14 protein-coding genes are annotated in these 17,357 nt (G+C 46.4%); 12 read left to right on the top strand and 2 right to left on the bottom strand.

Features of this window, described 5'->3' with window-relative positions; genetic code table 11:
• Positions 1-3: 3 nt before the first annotated feature.
• The gene (gene ppx, locus H1S01_RS10625) at positions 4-1,521 is read right to left on the bottom strand and encodes an exopolyphosphatase (protein WP_188040392.1); all 1,518 of its coding nucleotides are present in this window, start codon (positions 1,519-1,521) and stop codon (positions 4-6) included.
• Positions 1,522-1,737: 216 nt separating this feature from the next.
• On the opposite strand from ppx, the gene H1S01_RS10620 reads away from it, so the two are divergent.
• The 6 genes from H1S01_RS10620 (at position 1,738) to H1S01_RS10595 (ending at position 8,570) form a co-directional block, all read left to right on the top strand.
• On the top strand, positions 1,738-2,523 hold the full coding sequence (locus H1S01_RS10620) for a slipin family protein (protein WP_188040390.1): 786 nt from the start codon (positions 1,738-1,740) through the stop codon (positions 2,521-2,523).
• Positions 2,524-2,699: 176 nt separating this feature from the next.
• Complete coding sequence (sigK, locus tag H1S01_RS10615; RefSeq protein ID WP_188040388.1) at positions 2,700-3,407, top strand: RNA polymerase sporulation sigma factor SigK; 708 nt, start codon at positions 2,700-2,702, stop codon at positions 3,405-3,407.
• Between the two features lie 322 nt (positions 3,408-3,729).
• Positions 3,730-3,930: a hypothetical protein gene (locus tag H1S01_RS10610; protein WP_188040386.1), complete on the top strand. Its 201-nt coding sequence runs from the start codon at positions 3,730-3,732 to the stop codon at positions 3,928-3,930.
• A 215-nt stretch (positions 3,931-4,145) separates the two neighbouring features.
• Positions 4,146-5,147: a sugar ABC transporter substrate-binding protein gene (locus tag H1S01_RS10605; protein ID WP_188040384.1), complete on the top strand. Its 1,002-nt coding sequence runs from the start codon at positions 4,146-4,148 to the stop codon at positions 5,145-5,147.
• A gap of 27 nt (positions 5,148-5,174) precedes the next feature.
• Complete coding sequence (locus H1S01_RS10600) at positions 5,175-8,156, top strand: hybrid sensor histidine kinase/response regulator (RefSeq protein WP_188040382.1); 2,982 nt, start codon at positions 5,175-5,177, stop codon at positions 8,154-8,156.
• Positions 8,157-8,234: 78 nt separating this feature from the next.
• On the top strand, positions 8,235-8,570 hold the full coding sequence (locus tag H1S01_RS10595; RefSeq protein WP_188040380.1) for an Hpt domain-containing protein: 336 nt from the start codon (positions 8,235-8,237) through the stop codon (positions 8,568-8,570).
• A gap of 318 nt (positions 8,571-8,888) precedes the next feature.
• On the opposite strand, the gene H1S01_RS10590 is transcribed toward H1S01_RS10595, so the two are convergent.
• A complete protein-coding gene (locus tag H1S01_RS10590; RefSeq protein ID WP_188040378.1) occupies positions 8,889-9,959 on the bottom strand; it encodes a hypothetical protein in 1,071 nt (356 codons plus the stop codon).
• Positions 9,960-10,419: 460 nt separating this feature from the next.
• On the opposite strand from H1S01_RS10590, the gene H1S01_RS10585 reads away from it, so the two are divergent.
• The 6 genes from H1S01_RS10585 to H1S01_RS10560 all read left to right on the top strand — a co-directional run bounded on the left by H1S01_RS10585 (position 10,420) and on the right by H1S01_RS10560 (position 17,333).
• Positions 10,420-11,652, top strand: a complete 1,233-nt coding sequence (locus H1S01_RS10585; RefSeq protein ID WP_188040376.1) for a hypothetical protein — start codon at positions 10,420-10,422, stop codon at positions 11,650-11,652.
• Between the two features lie 69 nt (positions 11,653-11,721).
• A complete protein-coding gene (locus H1S01_RS10580; RefSeq protein WP_188040374.1) occupies positions 11,722-12,477 on the top strand; it encodes a prepilin peptidase in 756 nt (251 codons plus the stop codon).
• Positions 12,478-12,557: 80 nt separating this feature from the next.
• The gene (locus H1S01_RS10575; RefSeq protein ID WP_188040372.1) at positions 12,558-14,240 is read left to right on the top strand and encodes a GspE/PulE family protein; all 1,683 of its coding nucleotides are present in this window, start codon (positions 12,558-12,560) and stop codon (positions 14,238-14,240) included.
• The gene (locus tag H1S01_RS10570; RefSeq protein ID WP_188040370.1) at positions 14,237-15,322 is read left to right on the top strand and encodes a type IV pilus twitching motility protein PilT; all 1,086 of its coding nucleotides are present in this window, start codon (positions 14,237-14,239) and stop codon (positions 15,320-15,322) included. The genes H1S01_RS10575 and H1S01_RS10570 overlap by 4 nt, the downstream gene beginning before the upstream one ends.
• Positions 15,323-15,387: 65 nt before the next feature.
• Positions 15,388-16,596: a type II secretion system F family protein gene (locus H1S01_RS10565; RefSeq protein WP_188040368.1), complete on the top strand. Its 1,209-nt coding sequence runs from the start codon at positions 15,388-15,390 to the stop codon at positions 16,594-16,596.
• Positions 16,597-16,610: 14 nt separating this feature from the next.
• Positions 16,611-17,333: a sigma-70 family RNA polymerase sigma factor gene (locus H1S01_RS10560; protein WP_243237202.1), complete on the top strand. Its 723-nt coding sequence runs from the start codon at positions 16,611-16,613 to the stop codon at positions 17,331-17,333.
• Positions 17,334-17,357 lie beyond the last annotated feature (24 nt).

Genomic DNA, 17,357 nt, shown 5'->3' with positions numbered 1-17,357 from the left:
TTGTTACAGGTTTTTGGCAGAAATAAAGAGATTTCTGCCAAAGACCTTTTTAAAATCTGCGGCTCCTTTAAAAGCGTCGCAGATCTCCAGTTCAGCCGAATGGCGGGTGAGCGCGACGAGATGAACGTTGTCCACATATTGGTGGCAGCGTACATCTTGAATCACGCCGGCTTCGCTTCGTTCTAAGGCCTCAGCAATGCGGAGGATGACGCCGAGCATTTTGATGGTCTTCCCGTCGTCCTCGTTGAGGATGTCTCTGTGGGGTAAGATGTTCGCTTGCAGGGGTTTCGAGTGGGACATGGCCACATAGGCGGCCACGAGAATCTCCCGGTGAGTCAAGCCGTTGATGCGAGAATTGGTGATGAGGTAGAAACTGTGCTTGTGATGGTCGTAGAAGTTGACGAGAATACCCACATCATGCAACCAAGAGGCGACCTCAAGGATCCTCCTCTCCGCCGAACCTAATTCGTGAAGCGACTGGAGTTGGTCGAACATGGACAAGGTCAACTTGGCTACATGACGAGGATGAGCCAGTTCGAGATTATAGTAACGCATGAGATTTTCTACACTGTGCTGGGTCAGGTTGTCGATATAGGGAACTTCATGATTACGGAGCAGATGTTGATAAAATAAACCGTCTCGAAGGCCGGAACCACTGACGGCAAGTTCCTGGCTCTGGGTAAAGTGGACTAGCCCGCTTACCACAGCCAAGCCAGCGATGATGATGTCGGCCCGGTCTTTGGAGAGCCCGGGGATTTTCTTTCGCTGCTCCAGACTTGCTGTGCGGACAAGGCGATAGATATCGAAGACGTCTTTGCCAGACATTCGGTAGTTATGGGTGATGTCGAGACTGTATTTTTTTCGCTTGCGATCGATTTTAGATAAGTTCCGGATTGTACCGCCTAGTCCGAAGATGATGGGACTATTCATATCCCGGAGCCATTCTACGGAAGAAAAGTTCTCCCGAAGATAGCTTTCCAATGCTTTTACTTGATCTTCCGTCGGCTTGACCTTATCTAAGAAAGATTCCGTTAAGGTAACGGCACCGAAAGGAAGACTGGTGGAGGCAACCACCCGGCGATCTTTAAGCTGAATAAGTTCCGTCGAACCGCCGCCGATATCGATGATCAGCCCGTCGGAGGCATCTAACGTATTGACGACACCCATGTACGCCGCCTGGGCCTCTTCTTGTCCGGAGAGAACCCGAAACTCAAGGCCTGTGGCGTCCTTTACCTGTTGCAGGAATTCTCTTTGATTGCTGGCTAGGCGAACGGCGGCAGTGGCCACGGCTATGACATGAGTGATGCCGTGGGCACGGTAGAGGTGCTGGAACAGCCGTAACGCTTCAATGGTCCGCACGATGGCGGCCGGTTTGAGCGTCAACTCGGGGCCCATGTTTTCGCTAAGGCGGACTCCCTCTTTGGCTTCGTCAATAAGCTTGTATGAACCGTCTGAAGAAATGCCGACCAGCATCAAGCGAACAGAGTTGGATCCTAAATCGAAGATCGCGACTTTTTCCACAGTAATTCTTCCTTCATTATAAGTAAGTCTTTTCGGGCTATACAGAAATTATTACACATAAATCGCTTGTATCCTGCATCGGTTTAGGAAAGGGGGGGATAATTTCACTACACTCATTCGCTAACGTATCCCCTGTGAGAGTATTTTTTGCCTAGTGTACAAAAGAAAGCGAGCAAAAAATACCCTACAGTCTATCAAGATGGGAAGGTGAAAGCCATGATTACGATCATTTTGATTGTTGTTCTCGTTCCGTTGATTCTAATGTCGATTATTTCCGGTATACGAATCGTCGGTCAATACGAACGAGCTGTCTTGTTGCGGTTAGGCCGGTTCACTGGAATCTTGCAGCCAGGATTGAATGTGGTTCTCCCGTTTGGAATTGACCGGACTCTTTTTGTAGAGATGCGAACGACGACCATTGATGTGCCCCGCCAGGATATTATCACAAAAGATAACGTTCCTGTTTCGATTGACGCGGTTGTTTATTTTCAGGTGTTTGATCCACAGTTAGCCATCCTCAATGTAGAAAATTACCGGCAAGCGACTACGTTGTACGCGCAGACCCTTCTCCGGTCGGTGCTGGGATCCCATGATCTCGATGAAATGCTCACCGCCCGAGAAAAGTTAAATCTCGTGTTGAAGGAACAATTGGATAAAGCCACTGACCCCTGGGGCATTAAGGTGACTGGCGTAGAGATTAAAGCCGTCGACTTGCCCGAAGGAATGAAACGTGCTATGGCGAAGCAAGCCGAAGCCGAGCGGGAACGACGGGCCAAGGTGATTTCCGCAGAAGGGGAGTACCAGGCGTCGGAGAAGCTCTTAGAGGCAGCGTCGGTGATCAGTCAAAATCCGACGGGAGCTCTGTTGAGAATCTTGCAAACATTGACAGAGATCGCAGTGGAGAAGAACAGTACGATCTTGTTTCCGTTGCCGATCGAGATATTATCGTTTTTTCAGGGGAATGGATCTATTCATGACCAAAACAAAAAGAGAGATTCATAAATGATTCGGTGTCTTTTCGGCTGGTCTTTTTGGACCAGCTTTTTATATGTGCGTACACTCGAACATTGAATGTCTGTTCGGCATTATGGTAAAAAAAGTAACAATACAGGAGACAGGCACCGTACAATAGTCACCTCCATACAATGTAAGACAGCATTCTGACCGGAGGTGGCGTGATGATACCGACGATCGTGGGGGCTTTGATCATTCCATTTATTAAGGGACTCACCGCTCTATTGAGTTACATCTCTAATAATGCTTTTCCCCAACCGCTCTCGGAATCAGAGGAGGCCGACTGTCTTGTACGGTTGCAAGAAGGCGATGAGCAGGCCCGTAATAAATTAATCGAACATAATTTACGCCTCGTTGCCCATTTGGTGAAGAAATTTGACGGCACGGGAGAAAACAATGACGACCTCATTTCCATCGGTACCATCGGACTGATTAAAGCTATCAATACCTTCAACGCCGATAAAGGGACGAAACTGGCTACGTACGCAGCTCGGTGCATTGAAAATGAGATTTTGATGCACCTTCGAGCCATGAAAAAAACTCGAGGTGAAGTATCACTCTATGACCCTATTGGCGTAGATAAGGAAGGCAACGAGATCACCCTCATCGACATCCTCGGAACCGATCCGGAAACAGTATCAGACGTGGTGGAAAACGCTATGGAACAGGCCCGTTTGCTCAGCAAACTGAAGCGCCTGAGCAAGCGAGAACGGTATGTCATCGAACTTCGTTATGGGCTTTTGAGCGGCTGCCGGCAGACACAGCGGGAGATCGCCAGAAACTTAGGGATTTCCCGCAGTTATGTAAGCCGGATCGAAAAGAGGGCCGTTCAAAAGCTGATGAAGGATTTGGGGACCGTTGATGGGGCGTAGCCGGGTTAGCCCACCAGTCACATAACGTAAAAAACCGCAGCCAACGCTGCGGTTTTTTACGTATTCGGCTACTCTACGTACGAGTGTGTAACAGCGGATAGGGGCAAAAAAACACAAAATAAAAATTAAAAAAATCCATTAATCGCTAAAGCAAAATAGATAAATCATCGATACTATTAACAAAGGATGTTATTTGGTTGCACGAAACCATTCGGTTTACCTTCCAAACCATGGATTCAGCTTTTAGTAAAGGCGTACAGTCATGAAAGAATAGGATGCGGCCTTCACTTTTTCGGATATTTTAGAGGGAGGAGCGATTCATATGTTAGCCAAAAGAATTTCTCTTGTCCGGTACGGTTATTTTCCCAATTACACTCAGGTGGTCGCTTTTCCGCACTTTCATAAAGTTAAACGGAGTCTATGGACTCACGATCTAACCGAAGCATGCTATTATCTCGTCGGTAGTGTAATCACTGCAGCGATGACCACGGTAACTATGTTTCTGATGTACTATTACCTTTGAGTCGGTACCTAACCGGAAATCTGTGGTGACATAAACGAAATAACGAAAAGAGACCGCAGGAAATTGGTGCTGCGGTTTTTTTCTTGCCTCGTTTCGGAAAAGGTCGGAAAATGATTGGATTTTAGGAAGCGTGAACCTCCGTTGAGGAAGGTATTTTCTCAGGACCTGTTGAATAAATATTCTACTTATTTTGGGCTAGAAAGGGGATGGGAACCATGAAGGCAAAAGTGTTCTCTGTATTTTTGATCTTGATCGCCCTACTGCTTGTCGCTTGCGGTAACTCAGCCAGCAAGGGAACGAATTCGCTGATTGTTTCGAGTGATGAGAGCCGTGAACATAAAGAAGGTAAAGACCCGACGGACAAAAAGAAGATTGCCCTCGTGATGAAAACTTTGACCAATCCGTTCTTTGTGGAAATGGAAAAAGGAGCACGTCGTGCGGAGAATGAATTAGGTGTCGATCTCATCGTTAAGGTGGGCGCTAAGGAGACCTCGATTGAACAACAGATCGCCATCGTCGATGAACTGATCCGTGATAAGGTTGACGCCATCGTCATCGCCCCGGGAAGCTCTACCGAACTGATACCAGTTCTGAAAAAGGCCCAAGAGGCGAAAATCCCCATCGTCAATATTGACAACCGGCTCGATCCGAAACTTTGTAAAGAACTAGGTCTGATCGACGTTCCTTTTATCAGCGTCAATAACGAACAAGGTGCTTACTTGTCGGCCAAAGTGATCAGCGATAAGATCAACTCCCCGACGGAAGCAGTGATTTTGGAAGGTATACAAGGCACTGACAACGGAGAACAACGCAAACGAGGCGCCCTGCGGGCTTTGGGAGAGAACAAAAACGTCCATGTAATCGCATCCCAAACGGGCAATTGGAAAATCGATGAAGCCTATGAAGTAACGGCTAAGCTGTTTCAAAGCCACCCGAATATTGGGGCGATTTTCTGTGCCAATGATATGATGGCATTAGGTGCGATTCAATATCTAGAGAAGACGGAGAAGAAAGGTGTTCTCGTCGCTGGGTATGACGCCTTAGATGAAGCCAAAAAAGCGATTCGGGCGGGCAAACTAGCTGCGACCATCGACCAGCAGGCGGACCTTCAGGGATATACCGGGATCGAGTATGCCTATAAAGCGATTCGAGGAGAAAAGAATCCCTTGGAAACGATGATCGACGTAAAGGTAATTCATGCTGGTAACCTGGAATAAATCGCAGGCCAGGGGCGAATAAAGACGATGAGATTACCGAGTCTCAACATTACGCAAAAGTTTATCCTTTATCTTTTGCTGAGCAGCATTATCCCTCTCGTGGGGGTGGGTATAACCTCGTACAGCATATCTAAGACGATCATCCAAGAAGAGGTCAGCAACTATACCCATGAATTGATGAACAACCAACGCGATTATATGGAACGGATGCTCGATGAAGTGGAAAGCCTGATTGCCAACATCTCGAGCATTGAAGATATCAAAGCCGTGGTGGATGATCGCCAACAGTCGCCCAATGATTATGCCAGTTTAGCCACACAAGCGAAGATTGGATACATTTTAAGCGGCTATACCAATCTGAAAGGCTTAGTCTCCATCGACATCTTTTCGCTAGGTGGAGCTCATTATCATGTGGGCGATACTTTGAATGTGCAGACCATTCGCAATGACATCAAAGATAAAATTTTTCAGCAAGCCATAGATTCGGACAAGTCTGTCCTCTGGACAGGTATTGAAGACAACGTCAATGCGAATTCAAAACAAAAGAAAGTCATCACAGCAGCCAAGGTCTTGAAGACGTTCAATCGGGAAACGATGCGGGAAATACCAATTGGATTGCTGCTCATCAATTACAGCGTAGACACTTTTTATGACCATTTCATCCAAACCGATTTTGGCGAAGACGCCTTCATGATTATTGTCGATAGCAAAGACCGGATTATCTTCCATCCGGGAAAGGATAAGATCGGCAGTCAAGTTAACCGAAGCTTGCTCGATGCAGCCTCAGAAAACAGGAGAGCTTTCACAGAAAATATCGACGGAAAGGATATGTTTATCACCTATAGCCGTTCGGAAAAACAAGGCTGGACGCTCTTGAGCTTTATTCCCATTGCCAAATTGACCGCCAAAACGAGCGGGATTTGGAACAACACCTTATTTGTGCTGGTGCTGTCCATGGCCTTTTCCCTGTTTTTCGCGTATCGCTTTAGCAAGCAGAACGTAACTCCGATTAAACACATCACCTATTTGTTTAAGGAAATCCGCGAAGGGACGATCGATTTTCAAGTCCGTCTACCCGAAGGCGCACGAGATGAGATTGGAGAATTGATTCGTTGGTTCAATACGTTCTTGGATAGCTTGGCCGAAAAGAAACGAACAGAAGAAGAATTACTTCATTCGATGGAACAACAAACCCGATTGACGGCGCATCTGGAGAATTTGAATCGGGAATTATTGGCGGCTAAAGAAGAAGCCGAACGATCGAATCAACTCAAGTCGGAATTCGTAGCCAATATGAGTCATGAGATCCGCACTCCCATGAACGCGATCATCGGGATGACAGGGCTTCTTCTGGAAATGCCCTTAAATGATCAACAGCGGGAATTGGCCTTAGTGGTCAAAGATTCTTCTCATTCGTTGCTGACGATCATTAATGATATCTTGGACTTTTCCAAGATGGAAGCGGGAAAAATGGAGCTGGAACTGACGCCGTTCAATGTCATGACTATTGTTGAGGGCATCGGTGAAATGCTGGCATCGAAAGCCGATGAGAAAAAATTAAATCTCGTTACTTTTGTTGATCCGCAGGTACCGCACCTACTTCTCGGCGACCCTGTTCGACTGCGTCAAATTTTGCTTAATTTGATGGGGAATGCCCTTAAGTTTACCGAGAACGGGGAAGTGGCCTTACGGGTACACCTGGTTTCGCAAACGAAAGAAAAGGTAACCATCCGTTTTGAAGTCTCCGATACGGGGATTGGCCTATCACCGGAAGCTCGGGTGCGACTCTTTCAACCCTTTACCCAGGCCGATGGTTCAACGACGCGAAAATATGGTGGCACCGGTCTGGGTCTTTCCATCTCGAAGCGGCTCGTAGAGATGATGAACGGGATGATCGGTGTAGAGAGCGAAATGGGAAAAGGCTCCACCTTTTGGGCAGAGATCCCCTTTGCCAAAGAGATTCTACCGGAGAAGCCACCCTACCCGGCAACTAAACTTCGACAACTGCGAGTCTTGGTCGTCAGTTCAAACGACAGTACCTGTAAACCGATCCGACAGTACTTGCAGGCATGGGGTATCAACAACGATATTGCTACCCATTTAGACGAAGCCCTTCGACACTTGAGTCATGCCGCGGAGAAGCAGGTACCCTATGATGTAACCATCGTGGAATGGAGTCCACTTGGCGCAGATTACATCTCTCAGATCAGTAAATCCACGCAGGAGGCTCGTTCCTCACAGGTGGATCTAGGACGATTTGATCCGACATCAGAACAACCAGGAATTTCTCTAGGAAGTTCTCTATGCCAGATAGACGGATCCAAGACGAAACTGATATTACTGACGGGATTTAACAACCGCGAAACGGGAGAACAAGCGTTACATAATGGTTTTCATGGCTATCTGACAAAGCCGCTGAAGCAGTCTCAATTGATGGACTGCATTGCCAATCTGGTGCTTCCGGAAGATCATAAAACTTTGCCTGTAGGAACGGATGGTGCTGAAGAAAAACCGGGCTTAACGGATACGGCGAGCCTTCTTCAGGACGAGCGGGCCAAAGAGCGATTCAGTGAAAAGAAAGCAAGCGCACCTACGGGACCTTTGGGTGAAATACAGAACATAGGTAAGGGAATTCTACTCGCCGAAGACAACAAAGCAAACCAGAAGTTGGCCCTCATGCTGTTGAAAAAGATGGGCTATGAGGCGACGGCGGTAAGCAATGGCCGTGCGGCTGTGGAAGCTTGTGCTGGAGGCGACTATGCGCTCGTATTGATGGACTGTCAGATGCCGGAAATGGATGGTTTTGAAGCGACCCGCCTAATCCGTAGGTCCGAATTGATGGCTAAAAAGCACACGCCGATCATCGCGATGACGGCCAACGCCATGCAAGGCGATCGAGAACGATGCATAAATGCGGGAATGGATGATTATATCAGTAAACCGATTTCACCAGAAAAACTGAAGGAGACGCTCCTTCGATGGTTAAGCCGGGAAGATAGTCAAGGATAATAATTTTAGAGATCAGGAGGCTATCTTACGTTTTAGAGGGTAGCTTTAGTAAAGAAGCATAAAAAGGACGGATAGGACATGGGATACTCCATTGAGGAAGCTGCTGCCGCATTGACGCTTGCTCCAGAAGATTTACAGGATATTTTTTGGGCTTTCTTTGAGGAAGCGACAGAGACTCTGGAGCGCTGTGAATCTGCCATTCACAGAGGCGACTTTGCCCTGTTGGAAGAACTTTTTCACGACTTGAAAGGGTCAGCGTCCAACTTACGGATGGAACAAGTCCGTGAACTGGCTTACCGGTCGGAATTATCGGCCAAGGAAGAAAACATGGAAAAGATTCAAAAGGATCTAGCGAAGCTATTATTCGAAGTAGAGCGGCATAAAGAACAGGTCCAACACTATTACGAACGATAGAAGAGATAAAAAAAGTCCCCGGCTGCCCGAGAAATCGGAAGCCGGGGATTTATTTAAGCAGATATCCGTAAGACATTATAATAGTAAGGAATTTTAGTCCAATAAATTTTTTCTCCGTCAGGAGTGGTTACGTATCCTTGTTCAAGTCGTAAGTCAACCCGTTTCTTTCCTATCTGAACAGTATACGTCATAGCACCGCCTCCTTTTACTACAATTTATGTATCCTCTCACGAAAAGTTGCCTAAATAGAAGATAGGTTGGCCATTTGATAGCTTATTTGATAGCTCATCTTTAGAAAGCCCATCCACGGAAAGCGTATTATTTCGGAGAAACTAGACGATCCAGTTCTTCGGTGGTTATGCAGTTTGAGTTTGTGGCTTGGGGTAAACCTTCTCTATCTGGGGTGTTCCATTTACTAGAGTTTTCCGATTTGACGCGGATGAGTCCCGAAAAGTCTCTGTTTTTATCTTCCAGGATATTGAGATCAATCGTAAAAAAGCCTTCCGTCTGATTTTTGTTGATGTATTTGCCACCCATTTGCAATAAGTTCAGATAAAAGCTCTTATTCATTTCATTAGATAATTTTTGCAGTGCTTCCGAGACTTTTTCCGGCGACAGATCTTCTTTCTTTTCGATAGCGAAATTTTTGGTCGGGTCTCCGCTCATTGCTTTCACATATTGTTTCACTTTATCGGGGTTTTCTTTCACGATCTCGATCAAGGAAGAAAGGATGGGAATTAGATTCTCTTGTTTGATTTCCAGTCCGATCATCTGGTCGTCAAATTTTTTCACGATGCCGTCGGGCAATGAATCGATGAAGAGACGGTTCAACTCCTTCAACGCTTCGAGCGCTTTTGGGTCAGGTTGGGCATCTTTAAGTGCCTTTCCCATGTCATCCCACATACGGGATACTCCGGCGTCTGTTTTGTCGACTAGAATTACATATTTCTTAGTAGAAGGAATCTTGGAAAATTTATCTTTTACGACGGGGTCAAAGTAGCTGACGATTTTTTTTATCGAATCGAGATCGACAAGTACCTGATCTTTGGTAATAAAGAAATGAAGAGGCAGGTTGTACATATCGTTCTTAAATGCCAAAAGGAATTTGGCGTTGTGGTTCTTAAAATCCATAGATATATCGTAATCCAAAGTGGCTTTGTTTAATGCACTTAAGAAAAGATCGAGTTGAGGGTCACTTTTTTTCGTCTTTAATGCGAAGGTATCGATGTTGATTTTACCCTTTAATGATACGTCGTCTATCGTTGTATAGTCATATTGTTGATTTATATAGTTTTTATATTCCTCCTTCGCCGTGGATGCCCAGGTAGGGGTGACGATGCTGAATAGGAAAAAACAGAGAAAAAGCACAGAGATGATCTTTTTCCTCACGAAGATGGCTCCTTTCATGCATTTAAAATAAGTTTGATGGGACGGTGTGATTAGGGGGACGGAATGTCGATGACCCGCAATACAAATATTTCCAATCTGGTTTTGATAAATAACTCAAACCTATGTCGGAAAACCCTCCTTCCCAAAATGTTGAAGCAGAGTACCTCAGTCCTCGTATTCGCTAGGGACAATAGCATGGAGGTATCCTCTGCAATGATTATTCAACGCAGAGTCTCGATTTCCTCTTAATACAAATAAATACAACTATATGAAATTCATTAGAAATATGCATATATATAAAGCATTGTAACAAACAAATATTTCCTATTTTGTAGTTAATTTATATTAATATTAATGACTATTGTTTTTTTGCATTATCTATGAGATATTAAAAGAAACATTTGTCAAACCTATTCGGAGACCATTTTATTCTATGAAAGTTATGAGGGGTGGTACGGGTATGGTAAAGAAAATGTTCAATAGGAAGAGTTCGATAGTAATTATTCTTACATATATCACAAGCCTCGCATTCTTTCCGTCTATTGCTGTAGCTTATGGATTAAGCATGGATTGGGAGAAAGAAATCGGCGGAAAAATGGTCGAACGAGCGACGGCCGCTCTACCGATAGCTGAGGGCGGTTTTTTACTGGTTGGAGAAAAAGAGACAGAATATATGAAGGGAAACGGTAAAAAAGATGTCTTCGTTGTAAAAACAAATCCTTCCGGCGACAAGATGTGGGAGAAATACTATGGGGGATACGGAGATGACATTGGAACGTGTGTCAGTCCAACTTTAGACGGAGGATTCATTATCGGCGGTACGAGTCGTTCAAATTGGGAGGACCACCGAAATGCTTTTGTTATCAAAATATCATCGGATGGACTCTTGCAATGGAAGAGAGACTATCCCCCAGATGATCAAGAGGATAGCCAGAACTTAACGGACGATGAAATCATTTGTATACATGAAGTGAACGACGGCTACGTTGTTTTAGGCAACAAAAAAACAACCGACCACGATGGCGGAGATATTTTTGTCATTAAAACGAATTCTCAAGGGGGCGTCCTTTGGAGAAAAACGTTGTCCAGTAATGTTGATGAAAAGGCCATTGACTTACTGCTTATGCCTGATGGAGGGTATTTCATCGTAGGTAGCCAGTTCTCATCAGGCAATGGGTATGACGTTGTTCTCTACAAGATGAACCAGCAGGGTACGATGGAATGGTCAAAAAGTTTCGGCGGTATTGGTTGGGACATTCCATCGGCAGTGGTACAAACTAAAGAGGGTCATTACATAATTTCGGGTAAATCATCGTCAAGGAGTGATGGAGTTTTTGGTGGTTATTTGGCGAAGATCGATAGCGCCGGAAATCTATTGTGGCAACGGATTTTCGCACCGGACGAAGTAACCATGATTACCTCTGTCATTCCCAAGAAAGACGGAGGATTTCAAACGGCAGGTTGGATAGAATCAGAAGCTCGTTATGATCTGGTGATTATGGAAACAGATTCAACGGGCGCGATCCAATCGCGTGCTACAATGCATAACGACAAATGGTCGAGTCCCTTCCCCCTTTCGCCGACGGGGGATTCTTCATATGTTATCGCCGGTTATAGTGTCGAAAAGCCCGGTTGGAAGTACTGGATAGATAAAAATGAACAGGCCTATATAGCAAAAATATCTGTAAAGTAGGAAAGAATCGTCTGGAGCGATGAACAAACTAGTGCGACAAATAGGTATATAGATGAGCAAGGAGGTATCATGGACATCGGAATTCTTTTGGTTCTATTCATTCTGGGGACAGTCATTGGAAGTTTTCTGAATGTCGTCATATGTCGACTGCCGCAGAACCTGTCCTTGGTATCACCGCCGTCTCACTGCCCTCAATGTAAGGAAAGACTTCTGTGGCTTGACTTAATACCACTGTTTTCTTACGTGACCATTTCCGGACAGTGCCGGTATTGTAGGAAGCCTATCCCCATCCGATACTTTTGGGTGGAATTAGTCAATGGGATAGCCTATTTGACGATTGGCTATCAGATGAGTCTCACAGTGAGTGCAATAGCGTATATGGTTTTGTTTTCTATACTGCTAGTGGTGATTTTCATCGATCTGGACACCATGCTCATTCCCGATGAACTGATGCTTTTTGGTTTTGTTGCCGGAATTTTGTTAACGGCTGGCCAGTCTTGGACGACTTTTGTCAACGGTATAATGGGGCTGTTGACCGGAGGCGGTATTTTACTGGCGATTGCTATCCTTTCCAAGGGCGGCATGGGCGGAGGCGATATTAAACTAGCAGGGGTGATCGGTCTCTTTTTGGGAAAAACCCAAATACTGCTTGTACTGTTCCTCTCCTTTCTGATTGGCGCCTCCGTGGGGATTTACTTACTGATTACCAAAAGAAAAACCATGAAAGATATGATTCCTTTTGGACCTTCTTTAGCGGTTGCCGGCTATATAGCGATGTTTTGGGGACCTCCTTTGATATCCTGGTATTTAAGAATTTACTCCTAAGGTTTCGTTCACGCATTATCAAAGATACGATACATGTCAAAAAACTTCATTCTAACCGATATGAAATGGTGGATGAAATCATGAGACCTGAACGTACAAGAAACTTACTCGGTCACTGGTTGATTAAAGAAGGCATCATCACACCGGAGCAGTTGGATGAGGCATTAGAGAGTCAAGCCGTCCACAAAGGGGAAAAAGGTCCCCTAGGCAAAGCCTTAGTTAAAAAGGGTTACTGTACAGAGGAAGATATCGCTAAAGTAATTGCTCGTCGAGCAGGCGTACCCTATCTTTCCTTAGAAAAGCATCCGATAAATTTGGCGGCTTTAGCATCAATTCCGCCAGAAGCGATTCGACGCTATCGGGCTTTACCAGTTGATTTCAAAGAGGACAAGCTTCTCGTGGCCATGCAGAGGCCTGGAGACATCATGGCCATCGATGACCTGAGGGCTCTCTCCGGTTTCGATATCGTTCCCATAGTCATTCCTGATACAGAATTGGAAATGGCCTTAGAAAAATACAGTCGTAATGATGACTTCCGTTCTGTGGAGGAAGAGGAGGAAGCCGATTCATCGACGATCATGGTGGGGGAAGAGCAGGACGATGAGCGCCCGGCCGTTCAGCTAGCCAATGCCATAATCAGCCAAGGGATTAATGTTAAAGCGAGTGACATACATATTGAGCCCTATGAGAAACGTCTACGGGTTCGTTTTCGCATGGACGGGGTCTTACACGAAATGATGCAACCGCCCCTGCGCCTTCACGGTGCTCTTGTTTCCCGGATAAAAGTGATGGCGAATATGGACATCGCCGATAAACGGATTCCGCAAGATGGACGCATGTCTTTAAATATCAGTGGCAAATCCGTCGATGTGCGCGTAGCCTCCTTGCCGGGTGCTTACGGTGAGAGGCTGACGTTGCGTCTTTTGGACCGTTCAACTCGGCTCATGTCGTTGCATGAATTAGGGATGGATGCAGACATGCTGGCCCAGTTTGAGTCGTTGATTAAATCTCCCTACGGCTGCGTATTGGTAACGGGTCCCACAGGAAGTGGAAAAAGTACCACACTGTATGGAACCCTGGCGGCTGTCGATCGCCTGGAGAAAAACGTCATCACTATCGAAGATCCTGTGGAGTATGTATTTGATGGAATCAATCAAATCCAGATCAACCCTAAGGCGGGGTTGACCTTTGCATCGGGATTGCGATCGATTTTGCGCAGCGACCCGGACATCATCATGGTTGGAGAAATACGAGATAAAGAAACAGCCCAGACCGTAATTGAGTCGGCGCTGACAGGGCACCTTGTCTTTTCATCGCTGCATACAAATGACGCGGCAGGGGCGATCAGCCGGCTGACTGAGATGGGGATTGAACCATTTTTGACGACATCCTCCGTACTTTGTGTACTGGCACAGCGTTTGGCGCGACTGCTCTGTCCACACTGTAAACAGCCTTATGTCATATTCCGCAGGGAATTGAACATCACAGATTTTCCATGGGAGCCGGGGGAAGAGGAGGCGGTTGTTTACCGTGCCGCCGGATGCATCCGGTGCAATAATACAGGCTATCGCGGACGAGTTGGCATCTACGAGATGCTTATCATGAGTGAGGATATCCAACAGATGACCGTTCAAAGACGTTCAAGCCAAGATATCCGAAGACAGGCAGTCCAAGAAGGCATGCAGACACTGCGCTCTAATGGCTTGAAAAAAGTGAAAGCAGGAATCACTTCATTAGAAGAGATGATGAGGGTGATTGTATGAATCCCATTTTAGACATTCACGAAATTCTACGCCGGACAGTTGAGATGAACGGATCTGATTTGCATCTGACGGCGGGAGCAATACCGACCGTCCGGGTATTCGGCAATCTTATTGATATGGAAGGCATGCCTCGACTGATGCCGCAGGATATTGAAGATTTGATTCTTCCGATCCTGAGTCCGAGTCAACGGGAAAAGCTTGATCAGGATTTGGAATTGGATTTTTCCTATTCCTTGCCTAAGGTGAGCCGTTTTCGCGGCAACATCATGTGGCAGCGAGGATCACTGGCAGCAAATTTCCGAACCGTAGCCATGAACATTCCTCGTTTGTCAGACCTAAACTTACCTCCCGCCGTCGCGGAACTGGGGCGGCTGCCGCGAGGGTTAGTTCTAGTGACAGGGCCTACGGGGAGCGGAAAATCGACCACTTTAGCGGCTCTCATTGCACAGATCAATGAAGAAAACCGCTTGAATATTATCACGATCGAAGATCCCATTGAGTACCTTCACTCCCATAAAAAGTCCATCATCAAACAGCGTGAAGTCGGTGGGGATACGCACTCCTTTGCCAATGCGCTGCGGCACGCCCTGCGGCATGATCCGGACGTAATTCTAGTGGGAGAGATGCGAGATTTAGAGAGTATTCAAATCGCGATTACCGCGGCAGAGACGGGTCACTTGGTTTTTTCTACGCTCCACACCCAAACAGCCGCACTAGCGGTCAACCGGATCATCGACGTGTTTCCCAGCCACATGCGAAACCAGATTTGTCAGCAATTAGCCGGCTCTTTGCAAGGGATTGTAGCCCAACAGTTGATCCCCAAACGGGATGGAAAAGGCCGGGTGGCCGCCATAGAGATTTTATTGAGCACCGCCGCTGTTCGTAATCTCATTCGGGAAGGGAAGGAACATCAACTCTACTCGGTCATGCAGACAGGCCGTGCTGCAGGTATGCAAACGATGGACCAGGCACTGGCTGATTTATTTGCGAAAGGACTGATCACAAGGGAGGCCGCGTTGGAATACTGTGTCGATCAAGCGGAACTGGAGCGGGCGCTGCGGAAGTCATCCTTTGACTTTTAACCGTAACAGAGCGAAGCCTCGGCGGTCAATGGAGGTTCTTATCTGACGAGAAGGGGGTGAGTAACATGCCCTTATTTCAATATGAAGTACTTGACAGCGCAGGCACGATCAACAACGGCAAACTGGAAGCTGAAGATGAATTCGCTGCCGTTTCTCGGTTGCGAAAGATGGGATACACCATCATAGAGCTGGAAGAAAGCCGAAAACCCATCTTTCCAGGACTTCTGCAAATCGGTAAGAAAGTGAAAGTGGGAGAACTACTACTTTTTAGCCGGCAGTTAGCCGCAATGTTGGACGCTGGAATCCCGCTCACACGGTCCCTTTTCACCTTGAGCGCCCAAGCCGAAAACCCGCAATTCTCACAGGTGATCAATGAGGTCGCACGCAATGTGGAAGGCGGGATGAGCTTTTCCGAATCCTTGCGAGCGTATCCGGAAGTGTTTTCACCGATGTACGCAGATATGGTTCGAGCGGGAGAAACGGGCGGGGTTTTAGAGGAGATGCTCGGCCGTTTGGCTGTTCAGTTGGAGAAAGATAAAATTTTGCGTGACAGCCTGAAGTCCGCCATGCTGTATCCATCAGTGATCCTAGTCTTTGCAGTTGTCGTCGTACTTGCTATCTTACTTTTCGTTATTCCTATCTTTAAAGGTTTCTTCCCCAAGGATATCGTGCTTCCGTTGCCCACAAAGGTGATTTTCTCCTTGAGCGACTCCCTCCATGGGTATTGGTATTTATACATATTTACCGTAGCGGCGGTCCTGTTCGGTATCCAAAGTTATACATCCAGCGAAAGTGGAAAACGCTTGTGGGACCGGGTAAAGTTTCGCTTACCTGTCTTCGGCAACTTGCTGATGAAGGCGACGATCGCTCGATTCGCCCGGACATTGTCCACGCTTCTTGCAGGAGGGATTCCGGTTCTGCAAGCATTAGACGCAGCTGGCCCGGCCACAGGCAGCTATCAAGTTGCCAAGGCGGTTAAAGATGCATCTAGCAGCATCCAGGAAGGGAAGAGTATCGCCCGCCCGCTTCGAGAGAGTGGTTTTTTCCCGCCCATGGTGACAGATATGATCGCTGTCGGTGAAGAGACAGGTCAAATTTCTTCGCTATTAAACCGGCTCGCTGAGTTTTACGAAGAAGAAGTCGCCATCATGTCTAAGGGCTTAACGGCCATGTTGGAACCCATCTTAGTCATGGTCATTGGTGTTATCGTTGGCTCTATTATCCTCGCTGTGTATATGCCGATTTTCACCACGATTACTCAAGGAGCAAGATAACAGGGGGACTGACGTTGGATAGTGATAGACAACACAGCGCCCAAACCCTTGAACTTGAAGAAGCATTTAACCGTTATATCCATAAGTCAGATGAACGGAATTTACACCAAATCATGGAGTCAGGGCGGCGTTTAGTGTACCATTTCGCCAAACTATATGCGCACGAGCGAGTCACAGAAGATCTGCTTCAATGTGGTTACGAAGGATTGCTAAAAGCGGTTCACCGTTATGATCCACATAGAGAAGCCACCTTTTGCACTTATGCAAGTCACTGCATCATCGGTGAAATCCGGCATCATATTCGTAAAGAGGCAACATATTGTCGTCCCGTTTGGGCCGTAGAGTTGCAAAAGCAAATTGACAGAGTTATCGAGACCGCAATCACAGAAACAGGGGAGACTCCCACCCTTTCCGAAATTGCAGATAAACTAAACGTTCAGGAGGGGGGGATTCTAGAAGCCCAACGAGCCGGTTGGGTCCCCTTGGATGAATTGAACGTCCATAAAATTCGACATATCCACTATCGAAATTTTGAATTGCCGATAGAAGACAAAATTGCCCTATATCAAGTCTTAGAAATGCTTAGCGATCTCCAGCGAAAAGTGATTTATCTGCTCTTTTTTCGAGATATGACGCAAACAGAGGCTGCTGATCAATTGGGGATTAGTCAGAGGAAGGTATCACGAATTTTACAGAAAAGCCTCGCTGAAATAGCCAAACGTATGTCTGTGGGATGACCATTCTCCTGCTTGCTGGGAGCA

The sequence above is a fragment of the Heliobacterium chlorum genome (genome assembly GCF_014502795.1).
GTDB classification, from domain to species: Bacteria; Bacillota; Desulfitobacteriia; order Heliobacteriales; family Heliobacteriaceae; genus Heliobacterium; species Heliobacterium chlorum.
The sequence above is the reverse complement of the archived record's forward strand: the minus strand, read 5'-3'. Positions and strand labels throughout refer to the sequence as shown.